26 protein-coding genes and 1 riboswitch are annotated in these 24,102 nt (G+C 39.6%); of the genes, 19 read left to right on the top strand and 7 right to left on the bottom strand.

Annotated elements, in window-relative coordinates; translation table 11 throughout:
- Positions 1-103: 103 nt before the first annotated feature.
- Positions 104-277, bottom strand: a complete 174-nt coding sequence (locus RI196_RS12610) for a DUF2759 domain-containing protein (protein ID WP_065095533.1) — start codon at positions 275-277, stop codon at positions 104-106.
- A gap of 245 nt (positions 278-522) precedes the next feature.
- On the opposite strand from RI196_RS12610, the gene RI196_RS12605 reads away from it, so the two are divergent.
- Positions 523-1,167, top strand: a complete 645-nt coding sequence (locus tag RI196_RS12605) for an MBL fold metallo-hydrolase (RefSeq protein WP_066247578.1) — start codon at positions 523-525, stop codon at positions 1,165-1,167.
- A 54-nt stretch (positions 1,168-1,221) separates the two neighbouring features.
- Here the strand turns inward: RI196_RS12605 and RI196_RS12600 are convergent, their stop codons facing one another.
- Positions 1,222-1,467 carry a DUF2626 domain-containing protein gene (locus RI196_RS12600; protein WP_063388092.1) on the bottom strand — a complete coding sequence of 82 codons (246 nt, stop codon included), beginning with the start codon at positions 1,465-1,467 and terminating at the stop codon, positions 1,222-1,224.
- A gap of 316 nt (positions 1,468-1,783) precedes the next feature.
- Between RI196_RS12600 and comGA the strand changes: the two genes are divergently transcribed.
- From comGA to RI196_RS12560, 8 genes are all read left to right on the top strand, one after another.
- Entirely contained in the window at positions 1,784-2,851 is a 1,068-nt protein-coding gene (gene comGA / locus RI196_RS12595; protein WP_066247583.1) for a competence type IV pilus ATPase ComGA, read from the top strand.
- Positions 2,844-3,875, top strand: a complete 1,032-nt coding sequence (comGB, locus tag RI196_RS12590) for a competence type IV pilus assembly protein ComGB (protein WP_066247584.1) — start codon at positions 2,844-2,846, stop codon at positions 3,873-3,875. The genes comGA and comGB overlap by 8 nt, the downstream gene beginning before the upstream one ends.
- 4 nt (positions 3,876-3,879) lie before the next feature.
- Positions 3,880-4,191, top strand: coding sequence for a competence type IV pilus major pilin ComGC (gene comGC / locus RI196_RS12585; RefSeq protein ID WP_063388095.1), 312 nt, complete (start codon positions 3,880-3,882; stop codon positions 4,189-4,191).
- The gene (gene comGD, locus RI196_RS12580) at positions 4,160-4,621 is read left to right on the top strand and encodes a competence type IV pilus minor pilin ComGD (protein WP_158640149.1); all 462 of its coding nucleotides are present in this window, start codon (positions 4,160-4,162) and stop codon (positions 4,619-4,621) included. The genes comGC and comGD overlap by 32 nt, the downstream gene beginning before the upstream one ends.
- Positions 4,605-4,931 (top strand): hypothetical protein, encoded by a 327-nt coding sequence (locus RI196_RS12575; protein WP_063388097.1) that lies wholly within the window; start codon positions 4,605-4,607, stop codon positions 4,929-4,931. The genes comGD and RI196_RS12575 overlap by 17 nt, the downstream gene beginning before the upstream one ends.
- Complete coding sequence (comGF, locus tag RI196_RS12570) at positions 4,861-5,352, top strand: competence type IV pilus minor pilin ComGF (protein ID WP_133309105.1); 492 nt, start codon at positions 4,861-4,863, stop codon at positions 5,350-5,352. The genes RI196_RS12575 and comGF overlap by 71 nt, the downstream gene beginning before the upstream one ends.
- On the top strand, positions 5,349-5,720 hold the full coding sequence (comGG, locus tag RI196_RS12565) for a competence type IV pilus minor pilin ComGG (protein WP_066247591.1): 372 nt from the start codon (positions 5,349-5,351) through the stop codon (positions 5,718-5,720). Before comGF ends, comGG begins: the two co-directional genes overlap by 4 nt.
- Before the next feature lie 119 nt (positions 5,721-5,839).
- The gene (locus RI196_RS12560) at positions 5,840-6,019 is read left to right on the top strand and encodes a YqzE family protein (RefSeq protein ID WP_063388100.1); all 180 of its coding nucleotides are present in this window, start codon (positions 5,840-5,842) and stop codon (positions 6,017-6,019) included.
- A 90-nt stretch (positions 6,020-6,109) separates the two neighbouring features.
- On the opposite strand, the gene RI196_RS12555 is transcribed toward RI196_RS12560, so the two are convergent.
- Entirely contained in the window at positions 6,110-6,907 is a 798-nt protein-coding gene (locus RI196_RS12555; protein ID WP_063388101.1) for a YqhG family protein, read from the bottom strand.
- Positions 6,908-6,958: 51 nt separating this feature from the next.
- Positions 6,959-8,626, bottom strand: coding sequence for a DEAD/DEAH box helicase (locus RI196_RS12550; protein WP_311066316.1), 1,668 nt, complete (start codon positions 8,624-8,626; stop codon positions 6,959-6,961).
- 283 nt (positions 8,627-8,909) lie between these two features.
- A riboswitch (glycine riboswitch) is annotated at positions 8,910-8,997 on the top strand.
- 213 nt (positions 8,998-9,210) lie between these two features.
- On the opposite strand from RI196_RS12550, the gene gcvT reads away from it, so the two are divergent.
- Genes gcvT through gcvPB form a run of 3 tightly spaced genes read left to right on the top strand, consistent with a single transcriptional unit; the run spans position 9,211 to position 13,139 of the window.
- On the top strand, positions 9,211-10,326 hold the full coding sequence (gcvT, locus tag RI196_RS12545; RefSeq protein WP_311066315.1) for a glycine cleavage system aminomethyltransferase GcvT: 1,116 nt from the start codon (positions 9,211-9,213) through the stop codon (positions 10,324-10,326).
- A gap of 18 nt (positions 10,327-10,344) precedes the next feature.
- Positions 10,345-11,688 (top strand): aminomethyl-transferring glycine dehydrogenase subunit GcvPA, encoded by a 1,344-nt coding sequence (gene gcvPA, locus RI196_RS12540; RefSeq protein ID WP_144596796.1) that lies wholly within the window; start codon positions 10,345-10,347, stop codon positions 11,686-11,688.
- Positions 11,679-13,139, top strand: a complete 1,461-nt coding sequence (gene gcvPB, locus RI196_RS12535) for an aminomethyl-transferring glycine dehydrogenase subunit GcvPB (RefSeq protein WP_144596798.1) — start codon at positions 11,679-11,681, stop codon at positions 13,137-13,139. The genes gcvPA and gcvPB overlap by 10 nt, the downstream gene beginning before the upstream one ends.
- 40 nt (positions 13,140-13,179) lie before the next feature.
- Here the strand turns inward: gcvPB and RI196_RS12530 are convergent, their stop codons facing one another.
- Positions 13,180-13,554 (bottom strand): rhodanese-like domain-containing protein, encoded by a 375-nt coding sequence (locus tag RI196_RS12530; RefSeq protein ID WP_063388106.1) that lies wholly within the window; start codon positions 13,552-13,554, stop codon positions 13,180-13,182.
- Positions 13,555-13,747: 193 nt separating this feature from the next.
- Here RI196_RS12530 and lipM point away from each other — a divergent pair, with 193 nt between their 5' ends.
- The 4 genes from lipM (at position 13,748) to RI196_RS12510 (ending at position 20,342) form a co-directional block, all read left to right on the top strand.
- The gene (gene lipM, locus RI196_RS12525) at positions 13,748-14,584 is read left to right on the top strand and encodes an octanoyltransferase LipM (protein ID WP_063388107.1); all 837 of its coding nucleotides are present in this window, start codon (positions 13,748-13,750) and stop codon (positions 14,582-14,584) included.
- A 323-nt stretch (positions 14,585-14,907) separates the two neighbouring features.
- Entirely contained in the window at positions 14,908-17,469 is a 2,562-nt protein-coding gene (locus RI196_RS12520; protein ID WP_063388108.1) for a vitamin B12-dependent ribonucleotide reductase, read from the top strand.
- A gap of 587 nt (positions 17,470-18,056) precedes the next feature.
- A complete protein-coding gene (ltrA, locus tag RI196_RS12515) occupies positions 18,057-19,316 on the top strand; it encodes a group II intron reverse transcriptase/maturase (protein ID WP_311067329.1) in 1,260 nt (419 codons plus the stop codon).
- A gap of 147 nt (positions 19,317-19,463) precedes the next feature.
- Positions 19,464-20,342: a patatin-like phospholipase family protein gene (locus tag RI196_RS12510; protein WP_066247600.1), complete on the top strand. Its 879-nt coding sequence runs from the start codon at positions 19,464-19,466 to the stop codon at positions 20,340-20,342.
- Here the strand turns inward: RI196_RS12510 and RI196_RS12505 are convergent.
- Together RI196_RS12505 and RI196_RS12500 are read right to left on the bottom strand one after the other, a co-directional pair.
- Positions 20,339-20,710, bottom strand: coding sequence for an SA1362 family protein (locus tag RI196_RS12505; protein ID WP_066247602.1), 372 nt, complete (start codon positions 20,708-20,710; stop codon positions 20,339-20,341). The genes RI196_RS12510 and RI196_RS12505 overlap by 4 nt on opposite strands.
- A gap of 57 nt (positions 20,711-20,767) precedes the next feature.
- Positions 20,768-21,706, bottom strand: coding sequence for a DUF1385 domain-containing protein (locus tag RI196_RS12500; RefSeq protein WP_066247604.1), 939 nt, complete (start codon positions 21,704-21,706; stop codon positions 20,768-20,770).
- A gap of 243 nt (positions 21,707-21,949) precedes the next feature.
- On the opposite strand from RI196_RS12500, the gene RI196_RS12495 reads away from it, so the two are divergent.
- The 3 genes from RI196_RS12495 to RI196_RS12485 all read left to right on the top strand — a co-directional run bounded on the left by RI196_RS12495 (position 21,950) and on the right by RI196_RS12485 (position 24,088).
- Positions 21,950-22,444 (top strand): YqhR family membrane protein, encoded by a 495-nt coding sequence (locus RI196_RS12495; protein WP_063388112.1) that lies wholly within the window; start codon positions 21,950-21,952, stop codon positions 22,442-22,444.
- Positions 22,445-22,584: 140 nt separating this feature from the next.
- Positions 22,585-23,037 (top strand): type II 3-dehydroquinate dehydratase, encoded by a 453-nt coding sequence (gene aroQ / locus RI196_RS12490; protein WP_063388113.1) that lies wholly within the window; start codon positions 22,585-22,587, stop codon positions 23,035-23,037.
- The gene (locus RI196_RS12485; RefSeq protein WP_094246194.1) at positions 23,027-24,088 is read left to right on the top strand and encodes a M24 family metallopeptidase; all 1,062 of its coding nucleotides are present in this window, start codon (positions 23,027-23,029) and stop codon (positions 24,086-24,088) included. Before aroQ ends, RI196_RS12485 begins: the two co-directional genes overlap by 11 nt.
- The last annotated feature ends 14 nt before the right edge of the window (positions 24,089-24,102 follow it).

Here is a 24,102-nt window from a genome sequence, read left to right as displayed (position 1 = left end):
CATCTTTTTTGGCAATATGAAGCGGAGGTTAAAAGACGGGTGTGTGACAACTGAATGTTTATTTATTCATAAAAAAAAGAATGGCCCCGCCATTCTTTCTTTTTTAGTGTGGCACTGGTATACCGTGGTGAACAATCGTTTTATAGGTAAACCATCCAAAAACAGCGACTGTTCCAAGCGCAAACAAAATTCCCAATATGTTTTTTTGTTTTAAAGAACGGAAAATAGCATAGATACCAAGCAAAGTTACTAAAGTAAAGATAATGACAGTACCCATTGTATAGCCCCCAATCTTTTATACGTTGAAGTGCGGCAAATATCTTCCCCTTCATATTTTAATCTCTTTTACTAGATTTGTCGAGGTAGGAACGGTACGTTTGCATAAAATGACTATGTCAATTTTATGAACGGTATGTCCTGCACATTTTAGGTTTGGCCAAAAATTTTCTAACTATTCCTTTTGCGCCAAAAAAGAATGTTTTGTATGATGGAAATGAAAAGAAAATGACCTGAGGTGAGAGCATGAAATGGATGAGAATCCCGCTCGGATTGCTGCAAACAAATGCGTATATTTTAACAAATGACAAAAATGAGTGTATTTTATTTGATCCAGGCGATGAAGGAGAAAAGCTAATTGAAGTATTGCGCAAACATCAGTTGACTCCCCTTGCCATTTTGTTGACACATGCACATTTTGATCACATCGGAGCGATTGATGATGTTCGAAAAGTTTGGAATATTCCAGTATATGTCCACGAAAAAGAACAAAAATGGCTTGGCGATCCTTCTTTAAATGGATCTGGTCATTTTATGAATGGAAAAAATGTAATGGTAGAGGAAGCGGACGAAATCATTCGGGAAGAAGGAAGCTTGACAATTGGTTCTTTCCAGTTCTCTTTATTTGAAACACCGGGGCATTCTCCTGGAAGCATCTCCTACTATTTAGAAGAAGCAAATGCTGTTTTTTCAGGCGACGTATTATTTAAAGGAAGCATTGGCCGTACGGATTTGCTTGGAGGGAATCATGAAGAACTGCTGAAAAGCATTCATGAAAAACTGCTAGTGCTGCCGGAAGAAACCATTGTGTTGCCTGGCCACGGTTCAGAAACAACCATTATAGAAGAAATGGAAACAAATCCTTTTTTAAATGGATTTTCGCTTTCGTAAAAATTGAAGAAGGTCAAAAAACAGGCAATTCCATTGCGGAATTGCCTGTTTTTATTAATGGCCGCCTTGTCCAGGGACCATCATAAACGTCGTCCAATATGTAAACCCGACGAAGAAAATGGTCAAATATGCTCCGAAAATATAAATATACATACGTTCAGTTAATTTTAAATAAGATAGTAAAACAAAAAATCCAGTTTGACCAAAGAAAAGTAAAGACGTCGTCTTCATATCGCCTAAATAAAACATAATAGCAAAAATACCTGTCCAAAAACCGAGTACACGGAACATGCGATCCATTGTGTTTCCCTCCTTTTCCCTCAATCGGTCGCTTTTTATATTATAATGTACAGCTTGATACATTGTAAATATACCGTTTCCAATTGTTATTGTATCCACTTTGTTTTCAAACATGTTGTAAAAAAATGTTCAAAAATTATGAGTTTATAGCAAAAAATTGTTTTCTAAACAGTCTTTGCAAACAATTGTTATTTTTCGGTTATGCTCAATTAAATTTTGCAAAAGGAAAGGGAAAAGAAAAATCCATTATCTACGTTCGCATTTTTCTCTTCAATTCGTTAAGATGAATCCTAAGAAAAGAAAGGGGGGATATGGAATGATTGAAATTGAAAAGCTTAGCGAAAAACTGATTGAACTGGCGTGTTCATTTAGTGCCTCAGACATCCATATTGTTCCGAAAAAGAAAAAAGCAGTTATTCAATTTCGAATTGACGATGACATCAAAGAAATATTTCATCTGCCTAAAGCTATTTGTGAACGCTTAATTTCTCATTTTAAATTTATGGCCCAAATGGATATTGGCGAAAAAAGGCGTCCGCAAAACGGTGCTTACTCCTTCCATACGATTTACGGAGAGGTGCATCTTCGTTTATCGACATTGCCTACAGTATTCGATGAAAGTCTAGTCATCCGAATATTGCTAGAGCAATCGATTCAATCGCCTGAAAAACTTTCATTGTTCCCGTCAGAATCCAAAAAAATGCTTTCATTTTTAAAGCATTCTCACGGTCTCCTGATCCTTACCGGTCCGACCGGTTCGGGAAAAACGACCACTCTTTATTCGCTTCTCCATTATGCAAAAAAACATTTTAAAAGAAACATCATCACACTTGAAGATCCTGTGGAAACGAAAAGCGATGAAATGCTTCAAGTGCAGATCAATGAAAAAGCTGGAATTACGTATGCAAATGGGTTAAAAGCAATATTAAGACACGATCCCGATGTCATTATGGTCGGTGAAATTCGGGATCATGAGACAGCAAGGATTGCGGTCCGGGCTGGGCTTAGCGGACATTTAGTACTGACCACCATGCATACGCGGGATGCAAAGGGAGCTATTTATCGATTATTAGAATTTGGTGTAACCTTTTCCGAAATTGAGCAAACTTTGATCGCTGTTGCTGCGCAGCGTCTCGTTCATTTAATATGCCCGTTTTGCAAAGGGAATTGCCCGCCTTATTGCAAAAAATTAAAGGAAATTAGGAGAATTGGGGTCTATGAACTTCTTTACGGCAAAAATTTAACCGCCGCTATTCGGGAAGCAAAAGGAGAGGAGCAGAGTGAGTTAGATTATATGAAGTTAAAAGATGTAATTAAAAAAGGAATCGCTCTTGGGTATTTATATCCGGACATATATGATCGTTGGGTGTTTGAATATGAATAGGCATCGATGGAACAAAAAGATGCAGGCACAATTTTTGAAGAAAGTGAGTGAGCTGCTTTCAGAAGGGTATGCATTAAATGAAGCTATTCGCTTTATGAGTTTTCATGTAAAAGAAAAATACCGACAAGATATTGAGACTTGTATACAGATGTTGACGAAAGGAAATTCGCTATACACGGCTTTTGAGAAGCTTGGATTTCATCGAGATGTACTAAGCTATCTTTTCTTTGCTGAAAAGCATGGTGATATACATTTTGCTTTAAAAGAAAGCTCAGTAATGCTGGAAAAACAACTCCTCCATTTGGAAAAATTTATTCAAGTTCTCCGCTATCCGCTCTTTTTAATTGCTCTTCTTTTAATTATTTTATTTGTCATCCAAGCAGTTGTTACCCCGCAATTTTCGTATATGTATGAAGCAGTTGATTTGAACGCCTCCTTCTTTCTGACATTTGTCATGTTTACCATTAAAGGCATCAAAACGTTTTTTTTCATTTTGTTTAGTTTCTTATTGCTCCTTTTTTTCTACTATTGGGTCTCTTTCCGAAAAAAGCCTCCGCTTGAAAAACAGAAGCTGCTTATGAAAATTCCGATCGTTTCAAAAGGTTTGCGGTTATTTCACAGCTACTATTTTTCTTTGCAAATGAGCAATTTGTTGAAGGGAGGATTGTCCGTTTTTGAATGCTTTACTCTGTTTCAAGAACAACATTTTCTCCATTTTTATAGGGAAGAGGCCAATCTGTTTATCGAGAAATTAAAGAAAGGAGAATCGCTAGAGATAATATTTGCTGAAAGTCCATTTTTTGAACAGGAACTTTCCTCTGTTGTTCAACATGGACAAGCCGTCGGTCAATTGTCTAAAGAGTTGTATATGTACAGCCGGTTCGTATTGGAGCGGATGGAACAAAAAATAATGAGAATCATTAGTTATATTCAGCCGGTCGTTTTTCTGATGATCGGGGTCTTCGTATTGATCATTTATTTATCGATTTTGCTTCCAATGTACCAAATGATGGGTCAAGTATAGGAGGATGAAAATAGTGAAAAATGAACATGGATTTACATTGGTGGAAATGCTGGTTGTACTGTTAGTGATCTCGATTTTGCTTATTATAACGATTCCGAATGTTATGGCTCATAATAAAAATATTCAAAATAAAGGGTGCGAAGGTTTAATTGATATGGTGCAGGGGCAAGTCGTCGCATATGAAATGGAGTTTCATCAAACACCAACAATTAATGATTTAATCACTAAAGGGTACTTGCCGAATAATTCTGGAAAATGTCCAAATGGTGATGAGATTGAAATTGATGCAAATGGAAACGTCATTAAGAGCAACTAGGCAAAGTGGTTTTACTGTTCTGGAGATGCTTCTTGTTCTTTCGATCTTTTTATTGATCAGCTCTTTTATATGGATTGGAGCAGTAAATATTTACAGAGAAAAAGTCATCGATCAATTTTTCGTTCAACTGGAAAAAGATTTGCTATATGTACAACAGCACGCATTCGTTAATAAAGAAAAAATTTATTTGTTTTGGTATCCTGACAAACATTACTACGAAGCTGAACGATCCGGCTTTAAAGGGGAACTGTTTGAAAGAGCATACGATCAAAACATAAAAGTCGAATCAGGAAACATAAAATTTCCAATCGAGTACTCTCCTTCCGGCTATTTTTATCAAGCTGGAACAATCTTCATTTCGTATGATAAAAAAACGTACAAAATCATTTTTAATTTAGGGAGAGGAAGGTTCCGTGTGGAAAAATTATAGCGGATATACGATCACAGAAATATTAATAGCATTTTCCATATGGTGTTTGCTTTCGCTGACGCTGGTCCCTGTGTCAACAGCCTTATTGAAACAGCAAAAAGAAGCAGCAGCATCTGTGCTGGCTTATCAACTGCTCAAAGAAGAACTTGAACGTTTTGTATTTGAAAAGAAAAAAACAAATGGCCAAGTTGAGCGGCAAGGGATGATGTTCGAACTGGTGTGGGGAAAGGAGGGGCAATTTGCTGAATTATGTGTTCTTTCGGATGAAAATGCAGAACAAAAGGTTTGCGGCTACATTTATGAACAATAAAGGATATACGGCAGCAAACATGCTGATAGCCTTTCTAGCGACAACCATCATCATCTCTTCCTTTGCACCCATGCTCTCATTTTTTCTCAAATTGAATACGAGGCAGCAAGATTTACATCCAAGCGAGTGGAATTTATTTCTAATTGAGCTTCATCGTGAAATCAAAACATCTCAACAAATAATGGTGAAGCAAAATGTTTTACAATATAAAAATCAAAAAGGAGAAGTAGTCACACTCAGTCAATATAATGATTTGCTGCGCTATCAGGTTGACGGAAAAGGACATGTTATTGTGCTGCGCGGTGTTCAAGCCGCTCATTTTATTCCAATAACACATGGTGTGAAAATTGAAATCACAAGCTTAGAAGGTAAGCGGTTTGAAGGAACCATTCGCGATGTGAAAGGAGTGATTCCTGATTGAAAAATGAAGATGGTCATATTTTTCCAATGACGATCGGCATATTTCTGCTTTGCATAATGATTCTTACCGCATATGCTTCCTCATATATTCAAGAGCAAAGATTTCGGCATGATGCGAAAGAGTTTTATTTGCAGGAAACGTTAATGCTTGCCGGTGTTCAATATTCGCTGAAAAAAGCTGACTATTCTGATACCCAGGAAATACTTGAACTCCCAAATGGAACCATTTCGTATAAACGAACGAAAAAAGAAAAAGGAATCGTCAATATTTCCATTACATGCAAGACGTTAAAAGGAACGGAGTATACGGCAAACTTTCATTATGATTTGAACAATCAACAGATTATGAGCTGGAATGAATATTCATAGCTTTCATCGTTCAGCGCCTTATCAAAGCTTCAACCAATCGTTTATTTGCCAGAATGTCTGTTTAAATGAACAGAGTTTAGGAAATAATATAAAAAAATTTTATTTCGAGGTGCCCACTTATGTCTGGTAATGATTATGTGAAATATGTAACCGAACAGTTTGTAAAGTTTATCGACACCCCAAAAGAAGCAAGGAAACAAAGGCGTGAGGAACGGAAAAAAGATCGTCTTCCATTATCAATGAGATGGTTTGGATTTTTGCCGATGGCGTTTTTAATTTTGATCAAGAAAAAGAAATAAAGGAAAAGGAGCCGTTTACCAGCTCCTTTTTTATTGAAAAGTGATGAGATCATTCAATTTCGAGCGTATTTTCTGCGTCTTGATTTTATTTTAATGAATTATAGAATCCGATGATAAATAAAAAATTCCTCCATTGTGGACTTCTATTTCAATGCGCGGTTCATACAGCTCTTGAATCGCCTTCTTTTCTGTCCAATAAACAGAAGGTTTTTCATCTAGATCTTCATAAAAATGCTCCAACAATGCTAAATCGGCATTCATTCGTTCTCTCGCTTCTTCCGCCCACCGATGGTCATCTTCTTCAATTTTTTTTATCACGTAATGCTTCAATCGAGTTAATCCGCTTTTTGGTGTAATTAATGGCGTAATGGTAAAACAAAAATCAGGAATTTTCGGTGTCAAATGAATTTTTTCTAGCTGCTCCTGAAAATTTTCAACAATCCTTCCGTTGATTAAATGCAGTCCTAATGAATAAGTTTGATCCTTCTTTTTGTCACAAATATACGAAATCGTTACATTCATCCCAATCCAAGGGTGCAGCGGCACGTTTGCTTTGGAAGCTGCTGTCTGTTCATATAACCGAATATAAGAAGACATTTTCTTCGTTGCCGCAAAAATTTGGTGCAGTCTCGGCGATCCGAAATGAATCCATTCACCTTTTACATCTTCCGGAGCCTCCTTTGAATCCGTGATGAAAGTAAGTTTCATCGGATTTGGAGTTCCGCCGGTTTTTTCTAAATAATGCCAGTAAAAAGGCCGGTTCATTAATTCTTTATCCATTTCAACAGTTAATTGAACGGTAAAATATCCGTTTTTTTCTTCAATAATTGGACAATTGGTCGCCTGAAAAAAGCGTTTTAAAAATGTGGAAATTTGAGCCTGCTGCATCATTCCGCCTCCTATTTAAAAATTTTGCAAGCAGCTATGAAAATAAAGAAATCAGTTATTCTCGGCCTGTTGTAATTGTTCACCAAAGTTAAGAATAGCCGCTAAATTTTCCATTTTAATTTTCATTTCTCCTTCCGAACTCGACTGAATCATAATATCTTCTATATGTTCATGAATATTGCGGAGGTCAAGTTTTGCTAAAATACTGTCCAATTCCCCAATAACACGTTCAAACAGATTTATTTTTTCATATAATAGCTTTAAGATATGCTCCTCTACTGTATTTTTTGTCGCCATGTTATAAATGAACACATCCCGTTCTTGTCCGAGACGGTGGATGCGCCCGATTCGCTGCTCCAAACGCATCGGGTTCCAAGGCAGATCATAATTAATAATATGATTGCAAAACTGCAAATTTATCCCTTCCCCTCCTGCCTCTGTCGCGATCAGTACTTGCGCTCTATTTTTAAATAAATCCTTCATCCAATCCTTTTTGCCGCGTTTAAATCCGCCGCGGAACGGAACAGATGTTATGCCGTGCTGTTTTAAAAACCATTGTAAATATAATTGTGTTGCCCGGTATTCGGTAAAAATAATCACTTTATCGTTAATGTTTTGAATGAGTTCGACCGTTTTTTCTGCTTTCGAATTTTTTGTTACTTGATCGATATAGCCCATTAGATTGCGAATGATCTTTTCAGGCAATTGTGGAGCTTCATCCTTTTTATCAAGCATTTTTTTTAATGTTATGTACACTGCTTCTCTGCTCGAACATGCTTCACGCTGAAGCGTTAAAATGGAGAAACTGCTTGTCGGAATAGAGAATGACGACCGAATTTGGCTGATGGCATCATATAAAGCCTGTTCAGCTTTCGAAAATTGAATCCAAATCGTTTCCACATGTCTTTTTGACCATTCAATTCCTGTATCAATGCGGCGGTTTCGTATCATAACTTTATTGACAAGTTCTCGTAAATGCTCATCGTCACGAATATTCCGTCCTTTTTTCTTAAACATATCGTGAAAGAGCTGTTCATTGCCGAGATGTCCAGGTTTTAAAAGAGAAACAAGGTTGAAAATTTCTTCAATGCGATTTTGAATAGGCGTTGCCGTCAATAATAAACAAAATTTTTTCTTTAAATTTTGAACAAACTCATAGTTTTTTGTTTTGTTATTTTTTAATTTATGCGCTTCATCAATGATGACCATGTCATAATCCAATCCGTGAATAATTTCTTTATGGGGGCTTCTTTTTGCTGTATCAAGGGAAGATACGACAACATCGCATTGCTCCCAAACATAGCTTTTCTTTTGCTCAACGGCAGGAATGTAAAATTTTTCATTTAATTCCCTCACCCATTGGGAGACGAGTGAAGCTGGAACTAAGATGAGCACTTTTTTGACAAGTCCGCGAATCATATATTCTTTTAATATTAATCCGGCTTCAATTGTTTTGCCGAGACCGACTTCATCAGCTAATATTGCTTTTCCGTTTAATTTTTCTACTACTGTTTGTGCGACCTCCAATTGGTGGGGAAGAGGGGTTACATGATCAAGATGCAAAGGAGCTACTAAACCTTCAAATGATGGAATGGTCAAATAATTCGTAACTTCATAAGCTAATTTGTATAATTCCCAGTTTGCCCACGGACCGTCTTCCTTTAATCTTTGCAAAAATTCTTCTTCCCATGTTGTTTTATAGCGGATGTTTATATTCATTGCCCACACCCTATCCTTTATTTTTATATTCAAAGTGAAATGTTCATTTTTTTTATCGCTAATTCAAAAACCGTCCCGTTTTTTGATTATAAATTTTTATAAACACGAACAATTAACAATGATTTTTTAAAATTATTTGGGAAAGGTATTGCTGAAACCGTTTAAAGATGATACCATTAAAATACGTTTGAAGTCTTTTTCTTTTGTTTTCTACTCATCTTTTTCCTTTTTGTCGAATATGTCATTTGTTATTTTTTCACAATTTACAAGAAAATATGTGCGGATGAGAGCAAGGGGAGAGACCTCCTTTGTGAGGCGCCGAAGGAGCAAGCATATGTGAATCTCTCAGGCAAAAAGACTCTTGTTTGACGCAGCTCTGGAGAGTGTTTGCATATTGTGCAAACCACCAAAGGGGAAAGCCTTTATAAGGTAAACTTTCAGGTGAAAGGACAGAGACGGTGTAGCAAAATCTTGTCGATTGGAATAGACAAGACGATACTAGGCCGTTTTCTGTCCTTTTTTCTGCTTTTTAAGCTGAAAAATTTTGAGAGAAATTAGATGCAAAAAATAGATCAGGAGGGGAAATGATGAATGAATTAAAACGCACTCCTCTTTTTGAAGTGTATAAACAATATCGAGCAAAGACGATCAATTTTGGAGGATGGGAATTACCTGTGCAATTTACTTCCATTAAAGAGGAGCATTACGCTGTCCGCACCAATGCAGGTCTATTTGATGTTTCTCATATGGGAGAAATCATTGTAAAAGGGAAAGACAGTCTTCAGTTTTTGCAAAAGATATTAACTAATGATGTTTCAAAGCTTCGGGATGGAAAGGCTCAATACACAATTATGTGTTATGAAGATGGAGGCTGTGTAGACGATTTAATCGTTTATCGGCTAAACGAGGAAAAATATCTTTTAGTAGTCAATGCAGCGAATATTCAAAAAGATTTTCAATGGCTCATGTCTCAAAAACACGGAGATGTTGAATTGCAAAATATTTCTGAAAGCTGTGCTCTCCTTGCATTGCAAGGCCAGAAAGCGGAAAAGGTGCTGCAAACTTTAACAGACGTACACTTATCTGAGTTGAAATTTTTTGAATTTATTGAAAGTGCTGAGATCGCAGGTAAAAAAGCGCTCATTGCCCGAACTGGTTATACCGGGGAAGACGGCTTTGAAATCTATTGCCAAAGTGAGGACGCCGTTTATTTATGGGAGAAGATTTTGCAAGCAGGAGATAAAGAAAAAGTTGTTCCATGCGGATTGGGCGCTCGTGATACGTTGCGGCTGGAAGCAGCTTTGCCGTTGTACGGTCAAGATCTTTCGGAAGACATTACTCCGATAGAAGCAGGAGTCGGATTTGCAGTGAAGCTTACGAAAAAAGAGAATTTTATCGGAAAAGATGTATTGCAAATACAAAAAGAACAAGGGGTATCGAGGCTGGCGGTCGGCTTGGAAATGATCGAAAAAGGCATTCCCCGTTCAGGCTATAAATTGTTTTCTGGAAATCAACAAATTGGAGTTGTTACATCAGGGACGCACTCTCCTACTTTGAATAAAAGCATTGGAATCGCTCTCGTCAAGAAAGAATTTTCGGAGATCGGGAATGAAATTGAGGTGGAAGTTCGGACAAAACGATTAAAAGCAAGAGTAGTACCAACTCCATTTTATAAACGACCAACAAAAAATGGAAAATAAAGAAAGGAGAAGCTTTCGATGAAGCATCGCTATTTACCGATGACAGAAACTGATCGAAAAGAGATGTTGGAGGCGATCGGAGTCGAATCGATCGATGACCTGTTTGCCGACATTCCAGAAAGTGTACGGTTTAAAGGAAAATACAACATAAAGGCTGCGAAACCGGAAACCGAGCTGTTTCGCGAGCTATCTCAACTTGCTGCCAAAAATAAAGATGTAAAAACAAACGTTTCCTTTTTAGGAGCTGGAGTGTATGACCATTATATTCCGGCAATTGTCGATCATGTCATTTCCCGATCAGAGTTTTATACGGCTTATACGCCATACCAGCCAGAAATTTCTCAAGGCGAGCTCCAAGCAATATTCGAATTTCAAACAATGATTTGTGAATTGACAGGAATGGATGTCGCCAACTCGTCGATGTACGACGGAGGGACAGCTTTAGCAGAAGCTGCATTATTAGCTGCAGGTCAAACAAAAAAGAAAAAGGTGCTCGTTTCGCAAACGGTGCATCCTGAAACGAGAGATGTGCTAAAAACTTATGCAAAAGGACAAAACGTTGAGGTAGTGGAAATCCCTTACCGAAACGGAGTGACCGATGTAGAGGCATTAAAAGAAATGATGAACGCCGAAGTAGCATCAGTCATTGTACAGCATCCAAATTTTTTCGGCCAACTTGAACCGCTTCACCAAATCGAAGACATCTCCCATTCCGAGAAAAGCTTATTGATCGTTTCAAGCAATCCTCTTGCTTTAGGTGTGCTTTCACCGCCTGGTTCATTTGGTGCGGATATCGTAGTAGGCGATGTTCAACCGTTTGGAATTCCAATGTCTTTTGGCGGTCCAACTTGTGGATATTTCGCCGTAAAAAAAGAGCTGATGAGAAAAATTCCTGGGCGACTCGTCGGTCAAACAGTAGATGAAGAGGGGAAAAGAGGCTTTGTTCTCACTCTGCAGGCAAGGGAGCAGCATATCAGAAGGGATAAAGCTACATCAAACATTTGCTCCAACCAAGCGTTAAATGCTCTTGCCTCTTCTGTTGCCATGACTGCTCTTGGAAAAACAGGTGTAAAAGAAATGGCTTATCAAAATATCCAAAAAGCAAACTATGCGAAAAAGATGTTTGAGAAGAAAGGTTTTTCCATTCCGTTTCAAGGTCCAATGTTTAATGAGTTTGTCGTGAAGCTGTCCAAACCAGTTTCTTTGGCCAATAAAAAGCTGCTCGAAAAGGGAATCATCGGCGGCTACGACCTTGGCAGAACGTATCCGGAACTTGAAAAACATATGCTTGTAGCGGTAACAGAGCTTCGTTCGAAAGAAGAAATCGATTTATTTGTGAACGAGTTGGAGGGATGGCAATGAAGGATCAACCGTTAATTTTTGAAATATCAAAACCGGGACGGATCGGATACAGCTTGCCTGATTTAGACGTACCGGAGGAAAATATTGATCAGCTGATTCCTAGTGACTATTTGCGGACAGAAGATGCCGAGCTGCCGGAAGTATCAGAACTTGACATTATGCGCCATTATACTGCTTTGTCGAAGCGGAACCACGGTGTGGATTCCGGTTTTTATCCGCTTGGTTCCTGTACAATGAAATATAATCCGAAAATAAATGAAAATGTGGCAAGATTAACTGGCTTTTCTTATATTCATCCATTACAGGATGAAGCGACGGTTCAAGGAGCAATGGAATTAATGTATGATTTATCAGAACATTTAAAAGAAATTACAGGTATGGATGCTGTTACATTGCAGCCGTCTGCAGGGGCGCACGGAGAGTGGACGGGGCTCATGATGATTCGCGCCTACCATGAGGCAAATGGAGAAAAACATCGAACACAAGTGATTGTACCTGATTCAGCCCATGGAACAAATCCTGCTTCAGCGACCGTTGCCGGTTTTGAAACTGTCACGGTGCGATCTGATCAAAACGGACTTGTCGACTTAGACGACTTAAAGAGAGTGGTAGGAGAAAATACAGCTGCTCTTATGTTAACAAACCCAAATACGCTCGGTTTGTTTGAAGAGCATATTGTAGAGATGGCGGAGATTGTTCATTCAGTTGGAGGAAAATTGTATTATGACGGAGCGAATTTAAATGCAATTTTAGGCAAAGCGAGACCAGGGGATATGGGCTTTGATGTCGTTCATTTAAATCTTCATAAAACGTTTACAGGCCCCCACGGGGGAGGGGGTCCCGGTTCAGGACCTGTCGGTGTGAAAAAAGAGTTAATTCCTTTTTTGCCGAAGCCTGTGCTTGTCAAGGATGAAAATGGACTTCGTTTCGACGAAGACAGGCCGCAATCGATCGGACGAGTAAAATCGTTTTATGGAAATTTTGGAATCAATGTGCGGGCATACACATACATCCGCTCCATGGGTCCGGACGGTTTAAAGGCGGTCTCTGAAAATGCGGTATTAAATGCGAATTATATGCTGAAAAAATTAGCGCCTTATTACGAAATGCCGTATGACCGCATTTGTAAACACGAATTTGTCTTATCTGCGAAACGGCAAAAGAAGCTCGGTGTCCGTGCGCTTGATATTGCAAAAAGGCTTCTCGATTTCGGGTATCATCCGCCGACAATTTATTTTCCGCTCAATGTTGAAGAATGCATGATGATTGAACCGACTGAAACGGAATCAAAGGAAACATTGGATGCCTTTATCGAAGCGATGATTCAAATTGCTAAAGAAGCGGAGGAAGAACCGGAAATCGTTCAAGAAGCTCCTCATACAACAGTCGTCAAAAGGCTCGATGAAACACTCGCAGCAAGAAATCCGATATTAAAATATGAAAAAAAGTAAGGATTCGCGTTTTGCGAATCCTTATCTTTTATACTTCATTTTATTTCCCTTTTTTAATTTTTCCAGTCCACTTTTTAAAGCCGCCCTTTAAATAATAGAGCTCCTGATAGCCTTTTTTCTTCAGCATTTGTGCGGCTCGCCCGCTTCTTGCACTTGACTGGCAATATAAATAAACCGGTTTGTCTGGGCGGATTTCTTTATAGCGCTGTCTCAATTGGGAAAGGGGAATATTTCTTGCTCCTAAAATGTGGCCACCTTCAAATTCATTCGGCTCCCGCACATCGATGAGCTGCGCTTTCCGATAGCCGGCTTTAAATTCTTCCTCCGTTAATCCTTTCATAATCTTTTTTTGATATAAAAATGTGGCCAAAAAATAAATGATAATAGCTGCAAGAATGAGCAATGACCATTCCACGCTTGTTCGACTCCTTTTTATTTGTTTGAATTTATTTGTTTGAAGTTCATGTGAACATACATACGAATGTTGGACAACATTTATTATATAAAACAAGAATGGAAATGTCATTTCTTTTCGGGCGTTTTATTTAACAATATCCTCTTCATTTGATAGACTAAAAAAGCAAATATAAAATAAAGAGGGTTGCGATATGGGAAAAGAAATATGGAATTATATTGATTCTGGCTTTTCATCCCCTTTTTACAATATGGCTCTTGATGAAGCTTTATTGGACTGGCACAGTGAAGGAAAAATCGCTCCGACGATTCGTTTTTACGGATGGAATCCGCCGACATTATCCATCGGCTATTTTCAAAAGGTTGAAAAAGAAATTGATATGGATGCTGTAAGACGGCACGGCCTTGGCTTTGTACGAAGACCAACAGGCGGAAGGGGCGTGCTGCATGACAAGGAGCTTACATATAGTGTCATCGTATCCGAAGATCATCCGCGAATGCCCAAAACCGTGACAGAGGCTTATCGTGTAATTTCGGAAGGAATTTTACATGGATTTCGCTTGTTAGGCTTAGACGCTCATTTTGCAATTCCAAGAACGGATGAAGAAAAACAGCATTTAAAAAATCCGCGGTCATCTGTATGCTTTGATGCACCGTCTTGGTATGAGCTGGTAGTTGAAGGAAGAAAAGTTGCCGGGAGTGCCCAAACTCGCCAGAAAGGCGTTATCCTGCAGCACGGCTCGATATTGCTAGATTTAGATGAAAAGCTGCTGTTCGACTTGTTTAAATATCCTAATGAGCGAGTCAGGGAAAGATTAGAGAAAAACTTTAAAAATAAAGCGGTGGCGATCAACGACCTTAGAGAAACTCCAGTCACAATGGAAGAGGCATGGAGCGCCTTTAAAAAAGGGTTTGAATACGGGCTTGATATTGAGTTGAGACCGTACCAATTGTCTAGCGAACAAGAAGAGTATGTGAAAAAACTGGCTAAAGAGAAATATGAAACAGAAGAATGGAATTTTAGAAGATGAAGCGGCGAACATGCCGTTTTTTGTATGATCAAAATGAAATGGATCGTTGCTTGTAAATCAAGGTGCCGATGTGTTTTCAAAAACTGCAACTGACAAATTTCTTCAAATACCGCCGGAATGATTCTAAGATCATTAAATTTCTTTTCCTTGCTTCTTTTTTTGGTTAGTTTTACATTTGACATTTTCATAATGTAGCGTATATCATACAATATATAGAGCAAACAAATGTTCTTTAGCACAATATATTGTTATTTTTTCGTTGATAATATCATCTAAATGTGGTAACGTATATCAAGTACGATATTTTTAAGGGAGTTGTGAATATGACAGTGGCGCTGAATGAGAAAATGAAAATTGATGTGGAGAAGCTGAATAAAGATATCAGCCTTTTCCCGCAGGTGCATCCGATTACGGAAGATATGAAAATCACGCACAAAGGTGTTTCGCGCCTTGTAATGCTGGACAGGTATTCATTTAAAGACACTGAAAAAATTACGCTATCTGAAGGCGATTTTGTAGTGCTGACGATCAAGGAAGATCCAAAATTTCCTGCAAGAGGGCTAGGCTACATTAAAGAAATTGATTGGGAAAATAAAAAGGCAAAGGTTCAGGTCGAAGAAGAGTTTCGTCATACTCTTGAAAAGCCTGAAGAACGGGAGACGGGAATCATCGTTCGCTCTTTAGATGTCATCGAAAAACCGCTTGAAATTTTTTATGAACAAATTGCCAAAAGAAATGCAACAGGTCTTGCTGCTGTTGAAAAAACAGAAGAAAAAAGAAAAGAATGGTTTGAAAAATTTTATCAAGAGCTCGTCAATCTGCATTTTATTCCGGCTGGCCGGGTTCTTTACGGCGCAGGAGCAGGAACCGAAGTGACGTATTTTAACTGCTATGTCATGCCCTTTGTAAAAGATTCCCGTGAAGGGATCTCTGAACACCGCAAACAAGTAATGGAAATTATGAGCCGCGGAGGCGGTGTCGGCACGAACGGTTCAACATTGAGACCAAGAAACACATTAGCCCGAGGTGTAAACGGCAAATCATCAGGATCTGTGTCGTGGCTGGATGACATTGCAAAATTAACCCATCTTGTTGAACAAGGTGGCTCACGGCGAGGAGCCCAAATGATTATGCTGGCCGACTGGCATCCTGACATCATTGAATTTATCGTTTCCAAAATGCAAAACCCGCGCATTTTGCGCTACTTAATTGAAAATACAAATGATGAAGGAATTAAGAAGGCGGCTGAAGACAAGCTCAAATTTGTTCCTCTTACACAGCAAGAGCGCGACATGTATCAAGGAATTGTCAACTTTAAAAATGTTCCGGGCAAAGGAGGCTTTTCAGACGCTGTTATTAGAGAGGCGGAATTAAAGCTTCGAGTCGGAGGAACATATACTGTTCATAATCCGGAATTTTTAACAGGCGCTAACATTTCTGTCTGCTTGACGAAAGAGTTTATGGAAGCAGTGGAAGAAGATCGGGAGTATGAGCTTCGCTTCCCAGATGTGGAAAGCTACAATGATGAAGAAATGAAGATTTACAATGAAGAATGGCATAAAGTTGGCGATGTGCGCGAGTGGGAGAAAATGGGGCATCGCGTGCGCGTGTACCGCAAAATTCGCGCAAGAGAGCTTTGGAAGCTGATTAACATTTGTGCAACCTATTCAGCGGAGCCAGGTATTTTCTTCATTGACAATGCCAATGATATGACGAACGCAAGAGCATACGGTCAAAAGGTTGTTGCAACAAATCCGTGCGGTGAACAGCCTCTTGCACCATATTCCGTCTGCAACTTAGCAGCAGTAAACTTGGCGAAGATGGTCGACAAGGAAAAGAAAGCTGTTGACTATGAAAAGCTCAAACGAACTGTGGAAATCGGCGTCAGAATGCAAGATAATGTCATTGATGCTACGCCTTATTTTCTCGAAGAAAACAAAAAGCAAGCGCTGGGTGAACGGCGCATCGGCTTAGGCGTTATGGGTTTGGCGGACTTGCTTATCTACTGCGAAAAAGAATATGGAGCAGAGGACGGCAACAAGCTTGTTGATGAAGTGTTTAAGGTAATTGCAACGACCGCATACCGGGCATCAATAGAACTGGCAAAAGAAAAAGGCAGCTTCCCGTTCCTAGTCGGCGAAACGGAGGAAGAGACGCAAAAATTAAGACAAGCCTTCATTAATACAGGATATATGAAAAAAATGCCGGAAGATATTCGCGAAAACATTTTAAAATATGGTATTCGCAACTCGCATTTGCTGACGGTAGCACCGACAGGATCAACTGGCACTATGGTTGGCGTTTCTACAGGTCTTGAGCCATATTTCTCCTTCTCATACTACCGAAGCGGGCGTCTTGGCAAATTTATTGAAGTAAAAGCGGATATCGTTCAAGAATATTTAAATGAACATCCGGAAGCTGACCCGAATCATTTACCGCATTGGTTTGTGTCAGCGATGGACTTGTCGCCTGAAGCTCATGCCGATGTGCAATGCATCATTCAACGATGGGTCGATTCAAGCCTTTCCAAAACAGTAAATGCACCGAAAGGCTATACAGTTGATCAAGTGCAAAAAGTATATGAGCGCCTATGGAAGGGCGGAGCAAAAGGCGGAACTGTTTATGTAGACGGAAGCCGTGATACCCAAGTCCTGACATTAAAAGCGGAAGAAAATGTATTGAATGACGACATTCCGGAATCGACGAAAGAAAATGAAGGTAAAGTTGTGTTAATGAACACTGTTCAAGATTTGCGCTCAACTGATGTCACATATGGCAACGAAGTTGGCAATACATGTCCTGTTTGCCGGGAAGGAAAGGTTCAAGAAATCGGCGGCTGCAATACTTGTACAAAATGCGGTGCCCAATTGAAATGTGGATTATAATAAAGCGGCAGACTTGTTCTGCTGCTTTATTCTTTGTGCGCCCGGCATGGGTGTAATCTATAGGGTGAAAGTCCCGAGCTGCGAAGGCAGAAGTAGCAGTTAGCTTAACGCAAGGGTGTCTGTGGTGACGCGGAATCTGAAGGAAGCGAGCGGCAAACTTCCGGTCTGAGGAACACGAACTTCATATGAGGCTAGGTATCACTGGGTGAGTTTGCACAACAAAACAAAGCCCTTTCTGCCGAAGGTGATACAAAGTAAATGAAGCAGATGGATGGAAGGAAAGATTACACTCTTACCCGGGGAGGTCTGGCTGGCACGCCAAGTAACCTTGGTAACCTATCTAGTGATAGATAGCTGAACAGTCAGAAGTCAGCAGAAGTCATAGTACTCTTCCAAGCTCGAGATGGAAGAGGAAGGACTGAACAATTAAGGAGAACGAATCGCTAGGCGTTCATCTTCTGTGTGGAAGCAGACAATCCGATAGGACTTACTTGAAGGAGGAAGTGGTGAATCCCACGGGGGACTTCAAGAGGGTGGAGCAGAAGATGGCACAAATAGAAGAATTCGTTCACGTGGAGAGGATATCAATGTTGATGGAAATGATTTTGTCACGGGAAAATCTCCTGGCGGCACTGAAACGAGTCGAACAGAATAAAGGAGGTCACGGAGTAGATGGCATGTCCGTAAAAGACCTACGAAGACACCTCTACGAAAATTGGGACTCCATTCGACAGTCGTTGAGAGAAGGAACCTACAAGCCCTTACCCGTCCGTCGAGTCGAAATCCCGAAACCGAACGGTGGAGTAAGGCTTCTAGGGATCCCTACCGTGACGGATCGTTTCATCCAACAAGCGATTGCCCAAGTGTTGACGAAAATCTTTGATCCGACCTTCTCGAACCATAGCTATGGTTTCCGCCCAGGTAGAAGGGGACATGATGCGGTTAGGGAAGCAAAGGGTTATATCAAAGAAGGATATCGTTGGGTAGTCGATATAGACCTAGAGAAATTCTTTGACAAGGTGAATCACGACAAACTGATGGGGATCTTGGCGAAAACGATCAAAGATCGAATTCTACTGAAGGTAATCCGCCGGTATCTTCAATCAGGCGTGATGATCAATGGAGTGGTAATGGAAACGGACATGGGAACGCCTCAAGGCGGCCCGCTTAGTCCACTTTTATCAAACATCATGCTTCATGAATTGGATAAGGAGCTTGAGAAACGTGGACATAAGTTTGTTCGGTATGCGGATGACTGTAACATCTATGTGAAAACAAAGAAAGCAGGAATTCGTGTCATGAACTCCATTACGAACTTTATAGAGAAGGAGTTAAAGCTCAAGGTAAATAAAGAGAAATCGGCGGTAGACCGTCCTTGGAAACGGAAGTTTCTCGGTTTCAGCTTCACACTCAATAAGACTCCAAAGGTACGGATTGCGAACGAAAGTGTGAAACGTTTGAAGAACAAGATCCGTGAAATTACATCAAGGTCGAAACCGTATCCAATGGAGAAAAGGATTGAGAATCTGAACAAGTATTTAATGGGATGGTGCGGATATTTTGCCTTGGCAGAAACACCAAGTAAGTTCAAAGAATTTGATGAATGGATTAGACGAAGGCTTCGGATGTGTTTGTGGAAAGAATGGAAAACCCCGAAAACAAGAATTCGGAAACTCAGAGGATTAGGGGTTCCAAGCCATAAAGCATTCGAATGGGGCAATACACGCAAGAAATATTGGCGGATTGCCTGCAGTCCCATTCTACACAAAACCCTCGACAACTCCTATTGGAAGCGTCGAGGGTTAAGAAGTCTATTCGAAAGATATCAAGCACTACGTCATACTTAATTGAACCGCCGTATACCGAACGGTACGTACGGTGGTGTGAGAGGTCGGGGGTTAGTCACCCCCTCCTACTCGATTATTGAAAACAAACTTCTAAACATCGTTTTCCCTTCTTAAAATGTAGTAACGGAATAGTAAGGAGGGAATGCTTTGAAAATTGACGGTGTTTTTTCTGGTGGAGGGATCAAAGGCTTCGCTTTTATTGGAGCATACAAGGCCTTGGAGGAAAAAGGATTTGAATTCGCCAGGGTTGCTGGCACGAGCGCCGGTTCGATCATTGCCGCTCTCATTGCAGCCGGCTACAAAAGTGATGAAATCCTTTCTTTGATGGACAGCTTAGAGCTGCGAAAGTTTTTAGATAAAAGAAAAGGAATTATGTCATTTATGCTCATGAAATGGATCAGTGTTTATTGGCGGATGGGACTATATAAAGGACAATTTTTAGAAGAATGGATGGAAGAAAAATTAAAAGCAAAAGGAGTTTCAACATTTGCAGATTTGCCGAAAGGAAAGCTTCGTGTGATTGCCTCCGACCTTACGAACGGAAAAATTGTTGTATTGCCGGACGATTTAAGCAAATATGGAATCAATCCTAATAGATTTTCTGTTGCAAAGGCAGTCAGAATGAGCTCATGCCTCCCGTATTTTTTTGAACCTGTCAAACTATGGACGAAGGATGGCGTCAGTATTGTTGTCGATGGAGGAGTGCTCAGCAATTTCCCGATTTGGCTTTTTGATGGAAAAATAAAAAAAAGACCGATCCTCGGTTTTCAGCTTAGCGCGCATATAGAGGAAAGGCCAAGAAATGAAATAAAAAACGCTTTATCAATGTTTCACGCGTTATTTGAAACGATGAAGGAAGCGCACGATGCAAGGCATATTGCCACAAGGCATGAACGCAGCATCGTTTTTATTCCGGTTGAAAATATTTTAACGACGGAATTTAAAATTACGAATGAGAAGAAACAGGAATTAATTCAGCTCGGCAAAGAAAAAACGGAAACCTTTTTAAAAAAGTGGTCCTATTAGAAAAGAGCTCTATTTTTCTTTTTTCCTTTTTTACCTTCGATGACTGTCAAATGATTGTTTTCTCTCCGCCTTTTAGCAGAGATAGCCGTTTTGTTTTTTTTGTGGAGTACGTGCTTTTGAGCATAATGTATCTTTTTATCTTTAAATCTTTTTTTCGATCTTTTCGCAGCTTTTAAAAACTGTGAATACTCATTATTTGTACGTTTTTTCATCACTAAGCGATAAATGAGGATGATGATCCCGATGACAACCGCCCAAATAAACAATTTGAAAAAAGTCTTTGGATTGAAAAAGAGCATATAAATAAGCCCTAAACCTCCTAAAGTAGCGATAACGGCGAATACGGGATGGACGGGAAAACGGTTCATCTAAAGGCCACCTCCATCAGTCGTTTTCAAGAAAAAGAAAAGCTCTCGTTTATCAAATCAACCAATACGCTCCATTTTTTCCGTCTCTTCTTCCAATAAAAGCAGCTTTTGAAAGCTTGCAATCGCTACTTCCACTTGATCGTCTGTAGGTTCTTTTGTCGTCAGCAGCTGAAGCCATAGTCCTGGATAACCAAGATATTTTAAAACAGGCTTATGCCGCAGCTTATTTGTAAACTGCAATACTTCAAATGAAATGCCGAGAACAACCGGTATAAGAGCGATTCGGTCAACAACGCGAAGCCAAAGCGGGTCTGTCGGAACGAGCAGATACACAAATACTCCAACAATAACCGTAAACAAAATGAAACTGGAACCGCATCGATAATGAAGTCTTGATTGTTTTTGTACATTTTCAACAGTTAAAGCGAGCCCGTTTTCATAGGCGTTAATCACTTTATGCTCAGCCCCATGGTATTGAAAAACACGCTTTACTAAAGGAGTCATCGAGATGAAATAAATATAAGCAAGCAACAGCAAAAGCTTAAAAAAGCCTTCGAGCAAAATTTGCCCCACATCCGATGAGATGATCGGCCTGAACCATTCTGCGATAAACACTGGAATTAAAGTAAAGATAAATTTGCCAAGCAAAAATGACAGCACTCCGACAGCAGCAGCTCCTAAAATGAGTGAAAGCTTCGACTCTTTTTTTTCTTCTGACAATAATTTTTCATCATCGGCTGGATCAACATCGTATCGATCTGAAGAATAGCTTAAATGTTTGGAGCCGTTTGCGCTTGCTTCAATAATGGCGGCAATTCCGCGAATAAAAGGAATTTTTTTGAAGCGGGATAATATAGGATGTTTTTTTCGCGGCAATTGAAAAAAATCAATTGAATTGTCTTTTCTCCTGATCGCTGTGACGAAATGATGCTTCCCTCCAAACATAACTCCTTCAATTACCGCTTGCCCGCCATACATAGTCTTTTCGTTTTTCATGACGCACCAACCTGCCTATCTATATAATAAAAAAGCTATTGAAAAGTTTTATTTATTACTATTCTACAAAAAATTAGATGAAACCTCTAGGTTGGATGTGTCTTTTTTCCAATAGGGCGGCGTGAAAAACTTTATCATTATTTAGTATGAATGAAATAAATTTTTTTATACAAAAAATAAACTTTTCATGAAAAATTCATCAAGAAAAGAAAAGTGGACATATTAAAAAAGGGAGGTGGACGGATGCTTAACAGCGAAAAAAAGAATTCTACTGGTAAGGAAAAGAAAAAAGAACCATTCCGATCCTTTTTTCTGAAAATTGTTGTCATTGGTTTTACTGGCGGAGTATTATGGAGTTTGATAGGATATTTAGCGTATGTGTTGAACTTTACGAAAATCGGGCCAAATCGAGCTCTCATGTTATTTGCCTTTGATAATTGGAAGAACGGAGTCGCTGGGCATTTTGCGGGAGCTGCCTTCATAGGCATCATTTCTATACTTACTGCATTTTTATATTATGTTCTGTTCAAAAAAGTTCGGTCAATATGGGGAGGCATTGTTTTCGGAGTCGCGCTGTGGGCCGTTGTTTTTTGCTGGCTGGGACCGGCATTTCTAAAAATCGATCCGCTCGGTCGGCTTGGTACAAATACCATTGTCACCTCCATCTGCTTGTATGTGCTGTTTGGCGTTTTTGTCGGGTATTCCATTTCCTACGAATATGGGGAGCGTCAATCATAAACTAAATGATGAGATTATAGAACTGTGTCAGGGTCACAAGATCCAATCATAAACTAAATGATGAGAGATCAAGAATCTTATGGTAGAATGTTCATAATACTGGACATTCTTTTTTAATACATGATAGAAAGGTGTAATCGATGGAGAGAATACTTGTGATCAATGGCCCGAATTTAAATTATTTAGGCGTGAGGGAGCCGCATATTTACGGAAAAAAAACATTGGCAGATTTGGAAAATGAATTGAAATCTCTCGGTGAAAAAAAACAAGTTCAATTTTCTTTTTTTCAATCGAATCATGAAGGAGAGATTATCGATAAGCTTTATGAAGCCGATCAACAATTTGATGGAGTGATTTTAAATCCAGGAGCTTTTACTCATTACAGCTATGCGATACGGGATGCAATTGCCAGCATTTCAAAACCGGTAATTGAAGTCCATATCTCCAATACAAATCAACGGGAACCGTTCCGGCATCATTCTGTCACAGCGCCGGTGACACAAGGGCAAATAATTGGCTTAGGGTTTTACGGCTATCAATTGGCAGCTTTATCTTTACTACATTTGATCAGGGAGGAAACACATGAAGCTTGAAAAAGTTCGTTCACAAATGGAACAGTTAAATATTGACGGCATGCTCATTACAAACGAATATAACCGCCGCTATTTGACGGGATTTACAGGTACGGCCGGGGTCGCACTGGTGGCAAAAGAGGATGCATGCTTTATTACCGATTTCCGGTATGTAGAACAGTCAAAAAAACAAGTAAAGCATTTTAGAATCGTGCAGCATTCAGGATCGATTTTTGAAGAAGTCGCTGCGCAGGCGAAGAAAATGGGGATCAAAACGCTCGGGTTTGAGCAGGATCATCTTTCTTATTCAACATACACATCGTACAAGGATGTTTTAAAAGGGATTGAATTCGTTCCTGTCTCAAATATTGTGGAAAAGTTGCGCTTGATAAAGACTGATGAAGAGATTAAGATATTAAAGGAAGCCGCTGAAATCGTTGATGCTGCCTTTACACACATTTTACATATGATCCGTCCAGGTGTGAGAGAGATTGAACTAGCGAATGAGCTCGAATTTTTTATGCGAAAAAAAGGAGCAGCTTCCTCATCTTTCGATACGATTGTCGCGTCAGGCTATCGGTCAGCCCTTCCCCATGGTGTAGCAAGTGAAAAACCAATTGAAAAGGGAGAGCTTGTAACGTTTGACTTTGGCGCCTATTATAAAGGATACTGTTCAGATATGACGCGGACAATTGCTGTTGGAGATCCTGGAGATGAAATGAAAGAAATTTATAACATCGTGCTTGAAGCACAAAAGAAAGGCGTGCGCGAAATCAAGTCTGGAATGACTGGAAGGGAAGCGGATGCTGTCACACGTACCTACATTGAGGATAAAGGGTACGGGGAATATTTCGGTCATTCAACTGGACATGGAATCGGACTTGAAATCCATGAAGGACCGACACTATCAGCTCGCTCTGATACCGTTCTTCAGCCAGGCATGGTGGTCACGGTTGAACCTGGTATATACCTTCCAGGAAAAGGCGGGGTAAGAATTGAGGATGATATTTTGATCACTGAGCACGGAAATGAAGTGTTGACTCATTCGAAGAAAGAGCTCATCATTCTCTAGCGAGTGCCCCAATC

This window comes from Aeribacillus composti (assembly GCF_031760945.1).
Classification (GTDB): domain Bacteria; phylum Bacillota; class Bacilli; order Bacillales; family Aeribacillaceae; genus Aeribacillus; species Aeribacillus composti.
This window is presented reverse-complemented; position numbering and strand designations above follow the sequence as displayed.